Annotated in this window: 13 protein-coding genes; 8 read left to right on the top strand and 5 right to left on the bottom strand. The window is 70.9% G+C overall.

The window, feature by feature from the left end; genetic code table 11:
• Window positions 1–90: 90 nt before the first annotated feature.
• On the bottom strand, window positions 91–945 hold the full coding sequence (locus tag EAO75_RS34920; protein WP_148000461.1) for an NAD-dependent epimerase/dehydratase family protein: 855 nt from the start codon (window positions 943–945) through the stop codon (window positions 91–93).
• 121 nt (window positions 946–1,066) lie between these two features.
• Between EAO75_RS34920 and EAO75_RS34915 the strand changes: the two genes are divergently transcribed.
• Window positions 1,067–1,915: a helix-turn-helix transcriptional regulator gene (locus EAO75_RS34915; protein WP_147999168.1), complete on the top strand. Its 849-nt coding sequence runs from the start codon at window positions 1,067–1,069 to the stop codon at window positions 1,913–1,915.
• Here the strand turns inward: EAO75_RS34915 and EAO75_RS34910 are convergent.
• On the bottom strand, window positions 1,898–2,524 hold the full coding sequence (locus tag EAO75_RS34910; protein ID WP_147999167.1) for a TetR/AcrR family transcriptional regulator: 627 nt from the start codon (window positions 2,522–2,524) through the stop codon (window positions 1,898–1,900). The genes EAO75_RS34915 and EAO75_RS34910 overlap by 18 nt on opposite strands.
• Window positions 2,525–2,561: 37 nt before the next feature.
• On the opposite strand from EAO75_RS34910, the gene EAO75_RS34905 reads away from it, so the two are divergent.
• Together EAO75_RS34905 and EAO75_RS34900 are read left to right on the top strand one after the other, a co-directional pair.
• Window positions 2,562–3,335 (top strand): SGNH/GDSL hydrolase family protein, encoded by a 774-nt coding sequence (locus EAO75_RS34905; protein ID WP_147999166.1) that lies wholly within the window; start codon window positions 2,562–2,564, stop codon window positions 3,333–3,335.
• Window positions 3,336–3,513: 178 nt separating this feature from the next.
• Window positions 3,514–3,987 carry a hypothetical protein gene (locus EAO75_RS34900; protein ID WP_147999165.1) on the top strand — a complete coding sequence of 158 codons (474 nt, stop codon included), beginning with the start codon at window positions 3,514–3,516 and terminating at the stop codon, window positions 3,985–3,987.
• A 63-nt stretch (window positions 3,988–4,050) separates the two neighbouring features.
• Here EAO75_RS34900 and EAO75_RS34895 read toward each other — a convergent pair whose 3' ends face one another.
• Together EAO75_RS34895 and EAO75_RS34890 are read right to left on the bottom strand one after the other, a co-directional pair.
• Window positions 4,051–4,389, bottom strand: coding sequence for a P-II family nitrogen regulator (locus tag EAO75_RS34895; protein ID WP_147999164.1), 339 nt, complete (start codon window positions 4,387–4,389; stop codon window positions 4,051–4,053).
• On the bottom strand, window positions 4,386–5,705 hold the full coding sequence (locus tag EAO75_RS34890; RefSeq protein WP_148000460.1) for an ammonium transporter: 1,320 nt from the start codon (window positions 5,703–5,705) through the stop codon (window positions 4,386–4,388). The genes EAO75_RS34895 and EAO75_RS34890 overlap by 4 nt, the downstream gene beginning before the upstream one ends.
• Window positions 5,706–5,870: 165 nt before the next feature.
• On the opposite strand from EAO75_RS34890, the gene era reads away from it, so the two are divergent.
• From era to EAO75_RS34865, 5 genes are all read left to right on the top strand, one after another.
• The gene (gene era / locus EAO75_RS34885) at window positions 5,871–6,839 is read left to right on the top strand and encodes a GTPase Era (protein WP_147999163.1); all 969 of its coding nucleotides are present in this window, start codon (window positions 5,871–5,873) and stop codon (window positions 6,837–6,839) included.
• Between the two features lie 192 nt (window positions 6,840–7,031).
• Window positions 7,032–8,099: a PhoH family protein gene (locus EAO75_RS34880; RefSeq protein WP_147999162.1), complete on the top strand. Its 1,068-nt coding sequence runs from the start codon at window positions 7,032–7,034 to the stop codon at window positions 8,097–8,099.
• Window positions 8,100–8,114: 15 nt separating this feature from the next.
• Complete coding sequence (ybeY, locus tag EAO75_RS34875; RefSeq protein ID WP_147999161.1) at window positions 8,115–8,612, top strand: rRNA maturation RNase YbeY; 498 nt, start codon at window positions 8,115–8,117, stop codon at window positions 8,610–8,612.
• Window positions 8,609–9,916, top strand: coding sequence for a hemolysin family protein (locus EAO75_RS34870; protein WP_147999160.1), 1,308 nt, complete (start codon window positions 8,609–8,611; stop codon window positions 9,914–9,916). The genes ybeY and EAO75_RS34870 overlap by 4 nt, the downstream gene beginning before the upstream one ends.
• Window positions 9,913–10,272, top strand: coding sequence for an MmcQ/YjbR family DNA-binding protein (locus tag EAO75_RS34865; RefSeq protein WP_147999159.1), 360 nt, complete (start codon window positions 9,913–9,915; stop codon window positions 10,270–10,272). Before EAO75_RS34870 ends, EAO75_RS34865 begins: the two co-directional genes overlap by 4 nt.
• A 251-nt stretch (window positions 10,273–10,523) precedes the next feature.
• Here EAO75_RS34865 and EAO75_RS34860 read toward each other — a convergent pair whose 3' ends face one another.
• A complete protein-coding gene (locus tag EAO75_RS34860; protein WP_261989652.1) occupies window positions 10,524–11,879 on the bottom strand; it encodes an MFS transporter in 1,356 nt (451 codons plus the stop codon).
• Between the last annotated feature and the right edge of the window lie 37 nt (window positions 11,880–11,916).

The following is an 11,916-nucleotide window of genomic DNA, read 5'->3' as shown; positions in this document are numbered from 1 at the left end:
GTATCAAGGGCGTTGACTAGACGCGCCCCAAAGGGGCGCGGGGAACTGCGCGACCAGCCGCAACGGACCCGCGGACGACCACGGGCCTCCTCACAGCGCTCCAGCGTCCCGCGCCGCATAGACCGACGGATACACCGGCCGATACCCCAGCTCCCGCCGGATCCGCTCCGTGGAGGTGAGCTGAACCCACGGATCAGGATCCGTACGGCCGTACAGCTCGTCCGGCACCTCGACCCCGTTCAGCTGGTGCAACTCAACCGCCGTCACCGGCGCATCGTCGGCGATGTTGTAGATCCGGCCGCCGATCCCCGGCGCGTGCAGCATCCGCAGCAGCCCCTGAGCGACGTCCGCGTGATGTCCCATCTGCAGCCGTTGGGTCGCCGCCCAGTTCCTGGCCCAGAGCAGGGACTGGGCGAGATGCGGATCGCCCTCGCCGTAGACGAAGGGCAGCCGGGCGACGCGCAGGTCCAGGCCCTCCATGGCGCGCAGCTCCCGCTCGGCGGCCGCCTTGGACTCGGGGTAGGCGCCCCACATGGACCCGCCGGGCAGGCTCTCGTCGTCCTCGGTCAGCAGACGCCCCCGTCCGCGGCCGTACACAAGACCCGTGCTGACCTGCACGAACCTCCGCACCCCGGCAGCCAGTGCGGCGCGGCCCAGCTCCACGGCCGCGTCCCGGTTGACCGCCCACGCCTCCTCGTCCGGCACCCCGCGGAAGGACGCCGCGACGTTCACGACCGCGTCCACGCCGGCGACCGCCTTGCCGAGGGTGTCGGTGTCGCGCAGGTCCCCCGTGACGACCTCCGCGCCCAGCTCCGCGAAGGGCTCGCCGCGCGCCGCGTCGCGCACCAGAACCCTGACGCGCTCACCCGGCCGGGCCTGCGCGATCAGCCTCGGTGCGAAGCGCCGGCCGACCTGACCCGTCGTACCTGTCACCAATGTCAGCATCATGTGCTCCTCTCGCTTGTGCGACCAGCCTTGGCCGCGGACACCGGATCCGGGAGAGACCTCTTGATCAGGGGATCGACAGTCCCTGGATAACGCGGGCGGACCGGCGCAGGCTGGAGAGGTGAACCGAGCCGAACTCGCAGACTTCCTGCGCCGGGGCCGCGCCCGCCTCGCCCCGTCGGACGTGGGCCTGACGCCCGGCGCCCGGCGCCGCACGGCCGGACTGCGCCGCGAGGAGGTGGCGCAGCTGGCGGGCATGTCGGTGGACTACTACACGCGCCTGGAGCAGGCTCGGGGCCCGCGCCCGTCACGCCAGATGCTGACGGCGCTGGCCCGCGCGCTGCGTCTGACCGCCGACGAGCGCGACCATCTGTTCCACCTGGCCGACGAGGAGCCGCCGCGCCGCGAGACGGCGTCGACGCATGTCCCGCCCGGCCTGATGCTGATCCTGGACCGGCTGCACGACACACCGGCGCAGGTGGTGACCGACTGCGGCGAGGTGCTGGCGCAGAACGCGATGGCACGGGCGCTGACGCTCGACGTGATGTCCCGCCCCCGACGCGAGCGCAACCTCGTCCGCCGCTACTTCCTGGACCCGCAGGCGCGCGACCTGTTCCCGGAGGAAGACCGGGACGAGCACGCGCGCGCCGCCGTCGCCAATCTGCGCGCGGTGGCCGCCGCCCGCCCCGACGACCCGGAGCCGGCCGCACTGGTCGCGGAACTCCGGGCGGGTAGCGAGGAGTTCGCGGGGCTGTGGGACGAACACGAGGTGGCCCTGCGCCACCGGGCGACGAAACGCTTCCTGCACCCGCTGGTCGGCCTGCTGGACCTCGACTGCGAGGTCATGCTCAGCCACGAACACCACCAGCTCCTGGTCATCCACTCCGCCCGCCCCGGCACGGAGGCCTACGAACGCCTCCAGCTGCTGCGGGTGGTGGGACTTCAGGACATGTCACCCAGCAAGGCCTGACCGGACCGAGGCGGCGGCCCGCTCCGGGTCGTCGCCCGCCGCGACCGCGAAGTCCCGGAGCATGCCGGCGAGGATGTCGTCGGGACCGTAGACGCCGATGACGTAGCCGGCGTGGGCGAGTTGGGCGAGCCCGTGCATCTGGACGAACAGCTGCCGTACGAGGAGATCGGCGTCGGTTTCCGTGCGGAACCGCCCGGCCGCGGCGCAGCGCCGGATGGCGTTGCGCGGGTAGCGCAGCAGCCGTACGCCCATCTGCCGGTCGTCGTCGGTGAGTTCGAACCCGGCGGTGCCGGAGCCGCCGAACATCACCGCGTACACCGCGGGCTCGGCGCGGGCGAACTCCTGGTAGACGCGGCACAGTTCGGCGAGTTCACGCACGGGGTCGTCCCCCGCCTCGACCTCGGCCACGCGCCCCTCGAAGCGGGCGACGCCCTCCCGCATGACCTCGCGCACCAGCCCCGGCATCGACCCGAAGTGGGTGTACACGGCCATGGTGGAGGCGCCGACGGCCTTGACCAGGCGGCGGGCGCTGAGGGCGGCCGGGCCCTCCTCGGCGAGCACGCGTGCGGCTTCGTCGAGGAGGAGGCGGCGGGGGTTCGCGGTTGACACGGAGCGAGAATAACGCTGTTATAGGGATAACGCTGTTATGACGCCGTTATGGCGGTGGGAACGGGGGTTCCAGGTGTTCACCAAGGGCATGCGGGCGCGGCTGATACGGCTGCCCGAGGCGGCGGGGGCCGACAGCGGGACGACCGACGGCAAGGAGCCGGCGCTGCGGATGGCCGTGCTCGGGGACTCGGTGGCGGCGGGCGTGGGGGCCGCCGAGCACCGGGAGGCGATGGCCGGGCGGCTGGCGGAGGCGGTGTCGGCGATGACCGGGAGGGCGGTCTCCTGGCGCGTTGCGGCGAAGGCGGGGGCGACTCTCGCGGCCGTACGGCAGGGACTGCTGCCCGGCCTGACGGACCCGACGGCGCGGTGGCGGCCGGACGTGGTCGTCGTCGTGGCCGGCACGAACGACGCCTTGCGGCTGCGCCGGCCGCGCGCCTTCCGCCGGGACGCCGAGCGCCTGATCCGGGATGTGCGGCTGCGCCTCGGCGAGGACGTGCCGATGGTGTTCGCGGGGCTGCCGTCGGTCGGCCGGCTGGCGGCGCTGCCGCGCCGGGTGCGGATCCCGCTCGCCTGCTACGTCCGCGTGCTCGACCATCAGCTGAAGACGGCGGCCACGAGGGGAGTCGCCGTCTTCCACCTTCCCTCCGGGGGCCCGCCCGAGCACGCGGGCGACTGGCTGGCGCCGGACCGCTTCCACCCGTCGGCGGACGGATACCGGGCGTGGGCACGGGTGTTGGGGGCGCGACTGGCGACCCTGGCCGAGGCGACGCTCGGCAGCCGGCCCACCGCCGGTCGATCCGCCGGTAGTTGACCGTTCGGTAGTTGAGGCCGGAAATCACCCTTGCCGACCCTCGCCCCACGCGCATCAATGGGAACGACGGTTCCGACGGACCGTCAGATTCCAGCTCTCCCCGCAGCGTGCCCGCACCCACCTGCCGAGCTGTCCCCCCACACGGAATTCCCCCACCCCCGAAAGGGAGCGAATCCCCATGAGACGAACGCGCATTGGAGCAGGTGCGGCCCTGGCGGCCGGGGCCCTCGCCGTCACCGGCCTGGCCTTCGCACCCGCCGCCTTCGCCGTCACCCCCGCCACCGCGACGATCACCGCCGACTGCGGCAGCTTCGGGGGCGGCGCCGCCACCCTCACGGCGACGCAGGACGGCACCTCCGCCACCGTCACCGTCAACTCCGCCATCACCGCGCCGATCGGGCTCTCCGAGGACTCGATCGCCTCGACGCTCACCCTGGTGAAGGCGGGCGGCGGCACCGCCGTCTTCTCCGGTACCGAGAACCCGGCGATGGCCGCCGGCGACCCCGTCCAGGTCGGCCCGCTCAGCGGCACCGTCGCCTCCGGGGACAGCCTGGAGGCCTTCGGCGGCTCGCTGCAGATGACCGTCTTCGGCATCACCATCACCTGCACGGCGACCGGGCCGCAGTCGCCGGGCCCGTTCGTGTTCGACTGAGGCGCGAGACGAGCTGACGCTCTGACGCTCGGAAAAGGGGCGCGGTCCCGGCGCTGTTACGGCTTACAGCGCGTCGGGGCCGCGCTCGCCCGTCCGTACCCGTACGACCGTCTCGACCGGCACCGCCCAGACCTTGCCGTCGCCGATCTTGCCGGTCTGCGCGGCCTTCACGACGGCGTCGATGACGTCGTCGGCCGCCGCGTCCTCCACGACGACCTCGATGCGCACCTTCGGCACCAGGTCGACCTGGTACTCCGCGCCGCGGTACACCTCGGTGTGGCCGCGCTGCCGGCCGTAGCCGCTCGCCTCGGTCACGGTCAGGCCGTGCACGCCGATCTCCTGGAGAGCGGTCTTGACCTCGTCGAGCCGGTACGGCTTGACGATCGCGGTGATGAGCTTCATGCCTGCTTCTTGACCTTCTGCGCGGCGGGGAGGGAGGAGGACAGGGACGCGGTGACCGGGGCGCCGTGCCCCAGGACCCCGTGATCGTAGGCGCTCTCCGCGTGCACCGTAAGGTCCAGGCCGGTGTGCTCCTGCTCCTCGCTCGCACGGAAGCCCATGACCTTGTCGATCAGCTTGCCGATGCCGTAAGTGACGAGGAAGGCGTACGCCGCCACCACCACGATCGCCGCCAGCTGCTTGCCGAGCAGCCCGAACCCGCCGCCGTGCAGCAGGCCCTCGGCCCCGCCCGTCATGGTGGCCGTCGCGAACACGCCGATCAGCAGGGTGCCGACGACACCGCCGACCAGGTGGACGCCGACGACGTCGAGGGAGTCGTCGTAGTTGAGCTTGAACTTCCAGCTCACGGCGTAGGAGCAGACGACACCCGCGGCGAGGCCGACGACCAGCGCGCCGAGGAGGGAGACCGAGCCGCAGGACGGCGTGATGGCCACCAGTCCGGCGACCGCGCCGGAGGCCGCGCCCAGCGTGGTGGGGTGGCCGTCGCGCCGCTGCTCGACGAAGAGCCAGCCGAGCAGGCCGGTGCAGCCGGCGGCGAGGGTGTTGAGGAAGACGGCGGCGGCCATGCCGTTGGCGCCCAGGGCCGAGCCGGCGTTGAACCCGAACCAGCCGAACCAGAGCAGCCCCGCGCCGAGCACGACCATCGGCAGGTTGTGCGGCCGCATGGCGTCCTTCTTGAAGCCGAGCCGCGGGCCGAGGACCAGGCACAGGGCCAGGCCGGAGGCGCCCGAGGTGATCTCGACGGGGAGACCGCCGGCGAAGTCGAGGGCGCCGAGGCCGTCGAGGATCCAGCCACCGGGACCCCAGGTCCAGTGGGCGACCGGAACGTATACGAGCAGCGCCCACACCGGCACGAACACCAGCCACGCCCCGAACCTGGCCCGGTCCGCGACGGCGCCGCTGACCAGTGCGGCGGTGACGATCGCGAAGGTGAGCTGGAAAGTGGCGAACAGGAGGGTGGGGACGGTCCCCTGGACGCTGTCGGGTCCGAGACCGGCCATGCCGGCGTGATCGAGCCCGCCGATGAGCCCGGCGCCGATGTCCTCCCCGAAGGCGAGGGAGTACCCGCAGACCAGCCAGACGATCGTCACCAGCGCGATGGACACGAAGCTCATCATCAGCATGTTGAGGACGCTCTTCGTGCGGACCATGCCGCCGTAGAACAGGGCCAGACCCGGGGTCATCAGCAGGACAAGGGCGGTGGCGGCGAGCAGCCAGGCGGTGTCGCCGGTGTCGACGCTTGCGGCGGCGAGGGGCACGGTGGTCTCCAACGGTGTGGGGGCTCGTCAGAGATTCACGGGAGTGCGTTTCCGGTTGTGCACGGGTGTGTTTCCGGGGTGTTTCATTGCGCGGGGGTTTCCGGATGCTCACACGCAGGGGGGTGCTCGCTCCCTTGTGCGGCAGGGGCTTGTGGATCAGGGAGAATGGACGCCATGAGCGTTCGCAGCCAGTCATCCGAGCCGTCGGCCTCGTCGCAGGCACCCCACCGCGCCGGCTTCGCCTGCTTCGTGGGCCGCCCCAACGCGGGCAAGTCCACTCTTACGAATGCTCTGGTCGGCCAGAAGGTGGCGATCACCGCGAACCAGCCGCAGACGACGCGGCACACGGTGCGGGGGATCGTGCACCGGGAGGACGCCCAGCTGATCCTGGTCGACACCCCTGGGCTGCACAAGCCGCGCACGCTGCTGGGCGAGCGCCTCAACGACGTCGTCCGTACGACCTGGGCCGAGGTCGACGTGATCGGCTTCTGTCTGCCCGCGAACGAGAAGCTCGGTCCCGGCGACCGCTTCATCGCGAAGGAACTGGCGTCGATCAAGAAGACGCCGAAGATCGCGATCGTCACGAAGACCGACCTCGTGGACGGCAAGACCCTCGCCGAGCAGCTCATCGCGATCGATCAGCTCGGCACGGAGCTGGGCTTCGAGTGGGCGGAGATCGTCCCGGTCTCGGCGGTCGGCGACAAGCAGGTGGGCCTGCTGGCCGACCTGATCGTCCCGCTCCTCCCGGAGGGCCCGGCGCTCTACCCCGAGGGCGACCTCACCGACGAGCCCGAGCAGGTCATGATCGCGGAGCTGATCCGCGAGGCCGCGCTGGAGGGCGTCCGCGACGAGCTCCCGCACTCCATCGCGGTCGTCGTCGAGGAGATGCTCCCCCGCGAGGACCGCCCCGCCGACAAGCCCCTCCTCGACATCCACGCCTTCGTCTACATCGAGCGCCCCAGCCAGAAGGGCATCATCATCGGCCCCAAGGGCAAGCGCCTGAAGGACGTCGGCATCAAGAGCCGCAAGCAGATCGAGGCCCTGCTGGGGACGCCGGTGTTCCTGGACCTGCWCGTGAAGGTGGCGAAGGACTGGCAGCGCGATCCCCGGCAGCTGCGGAAGCTGGGCTTCTGACGCCAGGGCCGGATTTCAGGGACGGGACGGGCAGGGGCGGCGGGGGCGAGGACCCGGCGTGCGCGGATCGGGGCCGTGGGGAAAAGGCCTACGGCCTTGTCAGTCCCCCGGCGTACTCTGGAAATCGCCAGGCCGCCCATGTGGGCGGGCGCGTCGTATCGAGGAGGACGAGCAAGGCCTTCGAGCCGGCCCATGACTCAGACACCCACAGCTCACACACCCGCGCAGGGGCAGGCGAGAGCACAGTTCACCGTCCCCGCCCAGCACCGCATGGTGACCGTGCTGGGGTCCGGCGACTCCCTTCTGCGCGTGATCGAGAAGGCCTTCCCGGCGACCGACATCCATGTCCGGGGCAATGAGATCAGCGCCGTCGGCGACTCAACGGAAGTCGCCCTCATACAGCGCCTGTTCGACGAGATGATGCTGGTGCTCCGCACCGGGCAACCGATGACGGAGGACGCAGTGGAACGCTCGATCGCCATGCTCCGGGCCACTGAGAACGGCGAGGGACCGGAAGAGACCCCGGCCGAGGTGCTCACCCAGAACATCCTCTCCTCCCGCGGCCGCACGATCCGCCCCAAGACCCTCAACCAGAAGCGCTATGTCGACGCCATCGACAAGCACACGATCGTCTTCGGCATCGGCCCCGCCGGCACCGGCAAAACCTACCTCGCCATGGCCAAGGCCGTACAGGCCCTGCAGTCGAAGCAGGTCAACCGCATCATCCTGACCCGCCCCGCGGTGGAGGCGGGCGAGCGCCTCGGATTCCTGCCCGGCACGCTGTACGAGAAGATCGACCCGTATCTGCGCCCCCTGTACGACGCGCTGCACGACATGCTCGACCCGGACTCCATCCCCAGGCTGATGGCCGCCGGGACCATCGAGGTCGCGCCGCTCGCGTACATGCGCGGACGCACGCTCAACGACGCCTTCATCATTCTCGACGAGGCCCAGAACACCAGCCCGGAACAGATGAAGATGTTCCTCACCCGCCTCGGCTTCGAGTCGAAGATCGTCATCACCGGTGACGTGACCCAGGTCGACCTCCCGGACGGCACCAAGTCCGGTCTGCGGCAGGTGCAGGACATCCTGGACGGCGTCCCGGACGTCCACTTCTCCCGGCTGTCGTCGCAGGATGTCGTCCGGCACAAGCTGGTCGGCCGTATCGTCGACGCGTACGAGGAGTACGACAACAAGCACGGCACCCAGAACGGCACGCACAAGGGCCGCGGCGGCAAGGCCGGGCACAAGGGGAAGTAGAGAACACGCGCGACCATGTCGATCGACGTCAACAACGAGTCCGGAACCGAGGTCGACGAGCAGGCGATCCTCGACATCGCCCGCTACGCACTCGCGCGGATGCGCATCCACCCGCTCTCCGAGCTCTCGGTGATCGTCGTGGACGCCGACGCCATGGAGCAGCTCCACATCCAGTGGATGGACCTGCCGGGGCCGACGGATGTCATGTCCTTCCCCATGGACGAGCTGCGGCCGCCCACGAAGGACGACGACGAGCCGCCGCAGGGGCTGCTCGGCGACATCGTGCTCTGCCCGGAGGTCGCCAAGAAGCAGGGCGATGAAGCGCCCACGCAACACACCATGGACGAGGAGCTCCAGCTGCTCACCGTCCATGGTGTGCTGCACCTCCTCGGGTACGACCACGAGGAGCCCGACGAGAAGGCCGAGATGTTCGGTCTCCAGGCCGCCATCGTGGACGGCTGGCGTTCGGAGAAGGGCCTGACCGGTCCTTCCCCTGCCCCGACCGTGTCATGAGTCTCGCCCTCGTCTCCGGCGCCATCGCCCTGGTGGTCGTCGCCTGGCTCGCCGCCTGCGCGGAGGCGGGCCTGGCGCGCGTCTCCAGCTTCCGGGCCGAGGAGGCCGTACGCAGCGGCCGGCGCGGCAGCGAGAAGCTCGCGCTCGTCGCCGCCGACCCGACCCGCTACCTCAACGTTTCGCTGCTGGTGCGCGTGGCCTGCGAGATGGCCGCCGCCGCGCTGGTCACCTACGCCTGCCTCCAGGAGTTCGACAGCACCACCGAGGCCCTGCTGGTCGCGATAGCGGTCATGGTCCTGGTGTCGTACGTCGCCGTGGGGGTCTCCCCGCGCACCATCGGCCGCCAGCACCCGCTGAACACGGCGACGGCGGCGGCGTACGTACTGCTGCCGCTGGCCCGCATCATGGGCCCGATCCCCTATCTGCTGATCCTCATCGGCAATGCGCTCACCCCCGGCAAGGGCTTCCGCCGCGGTCCGTTCGCCTCCGAGGCGGAGCTGCGGGCGCTGGTCGACCTCGCCGAGAAGGAGTCGCTCATCGAGGACGACGAGCGCCGCATGGTGCACTCGGTCTTCGAGCTGGGCGACACGCTCGTACGGGAAGTCATGGTCCCGCGCACCGACCTCGTCGTCATCGAGCGCTACAAGACCATCCGCCAGGCCCTCACCCTCGCCCTGCGCTCCGGTTTCTCGCGCATCCCGGTGGTCGGGGAGAGCGAGGACGACGTGGTCGGGATGGTGTATCTCAAGGACCTGGCCCGCAAGACGCACATCTCCCGGGACGCCGAGAGCGAGCTGGTGTCGACGGCGATGCGGCCCGCCGTCTTCGTGCCGGACACCAAGAACGCCGGTGACCTGCTGCGCGAGATGCAGAAGGAACGCAACCACGTCGCCGTCGTCATCGACGAGTACGGCGGCACCGCCGGCATCGTCACCATCGAGGACATCCTCGAGGAGATCGTCGGCGAGATCACCGACGAGTACGACCGTGAGCTGCCGCCGGTGGAGGAGCTGGGCGAGGACCGCTACCGCGTCACCGCCCGACTGGACATCACCGACCTGGGCGAGCTGTACGGCCTCGACGAGTACGACGACGAGGATGTGGAGACCGTCGGCGGGCTGCTCGCGAAGGCACTCGGCCGGGTCCCGATCGCCGGGGCGTCGTCGGTGGTCGAACTGCCCGACGGCCGTGTGCTGCGCCTGACGGCGGAGGCGGCGGCCGGCCGCCGGAACAAGATCGTGACCGTGCTCGTGGAGCCGGTGGGTCCCGTGGAGCCCCCGGAGGAGGAGACGAAGCCGGAGTGACGCCTCAGGAGCTGCGCACGTTCTGTCTGTCCTTCAACGCCGCGGTGGAGGACTTTCCGTTCCGCCCGGAGACCTCGGTCTTCAAGGTCGGCGGCAAGCTCTTCGCCCTGTCCTACCTGGACGCCGAGCCCCTGAAGGTCAACCTCAAGTGCGACCCCGAGGACGCGGTACGGCTGCGCGAGGAGTACCCCGGCCTGATCGTCCCCGGCTGGCACATGAACAAGCGGCACTGGAACACGGTGACGGCCGACGGTGAGCTCCCGGACCGTCTCGTCCGGGAGCTCGTCGAGGACTCGTACGACCTGGTCGTGGCCGGCCTGCCGAGAGCCGACCGGTTGCGTCTCGACCGCCCCTGAGCGCCCTTCGCGACGGCCTGAAGGGTGGTTTCCGAGTCACACCCGACCAACCCTTCTGCGATGCCTCGCCATAGCGCGTGTGGAGCGGCAGAATGGAGGGACCGGCGGAACCGAGACCGTCCTACTCCGGGCTGCCGGCGCGTTCCTCGAGCATGTGAAGCAGACTGATGCGCCTCCATCCATGAGCCGCAGTTGACGCGACGGCCTGTCTCCGARYTCGGAGACAGGCCGTCGCGCTTGCGGGCTCTCGGTCAACGGCGAGCCCCGCCCCGCAGACCCAGCGCCACCAGCATCGCCGCCCCCAGGACGATCGCCGCGTTCAGGGCCAGCGCCGTGCGGGTGCCGGACATCAGGTCGTCGGCGGTCGTCGCGAGGACGCCCAGGAGGGGGATGCCGACGGTGAGGCCGATCTGCTGGGTCGAGGTGACCAGGCCGGTGGCCAGGCCCTGTTCCTCGTCGGGGACGCCCGAGGTGACCGTCAGGCCGTAGGAGATGATCGCGCCCAGGTGGAACATGCTCGCCACCGAGACGGCGGCCGTGGCGAGCCAGACGGACCAGGTCTCGGTGTTGAGGAACACCAGGGCGGAGATGAAGGCGCCCTGCCCCGTGAGGGAGAGGACCAGGGTGCGGCGGGCGCCGAGGCGGCTGACGAACCTCGGGGTGAGCGCGCCCGCGACCACCGAGACCACGCCCTGGACGCCGAAGACCAGTCCCGTCTGCCAGGCCGACAGGTGCAGGATCTCCTGGAGGTACAGGGTGAGCACGAAGATCACCGTCGACATCATCGAGAAGGTGACCAGCCCGCCCACGTTGCCCCACGCCACCGTCCGGCGGCGCAGCATGGGCAGGGAGACCAGGGGCGCCGACGTGCGGGACTCGACGATCGCGAAGGCCGCCAGGAGCGCGAGGCCCGCCATCAGGGTCACGATGACGTCGGTGCGGGCGAAGCCGTGGTCGGCGGCCGTCGTCAGGGCGTAGATCAGGGACAGCAGACCGCCGGTGACGGTGACCGCGCCGGGCACGTCCAGGCGCGGGCGGTCCGGGGTGCGGGACTCGGGCAGCAGGCCGGGTGCCAGCGGCAGCACGATCAGCGCGAAGATCGCGAGCAGGCCCATCGTGGAGCGCCAGCCGAGCGCGTCGGTCAGGATGCCGCCCGCGACCATGCCGATGGTGAAGCCGAGGGACATCAGCGTCCCGGAGATCCCGAGCGCACGGTCGCGGGCGGGGCCCTCGGCGAAGGTCGTCGTCAGCAGGGACATGCCGGTCGGGACGATGACCGCCGCGCCGAGGCCCTGCAGGGCGCGTCCCGCGAGGAAGGACGCCGGGTCCCAGGCGAACGTCGCCAGCACCGAGGCCGCGGCGAACAGGGCGAGGCCGGTGAGGAAGAGCCGGCGGCGGCCGTAGAGGTCGCCGATGCGGCCGAACAGGAGCAGGAAGCCGCCGGACGGCAGCGCGAACGCGGTGACCGCCCACTGGAGGGCCGACTGGCTCATGCCGAGGTCGGCGCCGAGGACGGGCAGGGCGACGTTCAGGACGGAGAAGTCCAGCGCGACCATGAACTGGGCGGCGCACAGGACGAACAGGACGAGCCTGTCGCGCGTCGACAGCCGGGGGGACCGGGGGGTGTCGAGCGGTGGGGTGGAC

Origin of the sequence: Streptomyces sp. UW30, from assembly GCF_008042075.1 — a bacterium.
Taxonomy (GTDB): domain Bacteria; phylum Actinomycetota; class Actinomycetes; order Streptomycetales; family Streptomycetaceae; genus Streptomyces.
The sequence above is the reverse complement of the archived record's forward strand: the minus strand, read 5'-3'. Positions and strand labels throughout refer to the sequence as shown.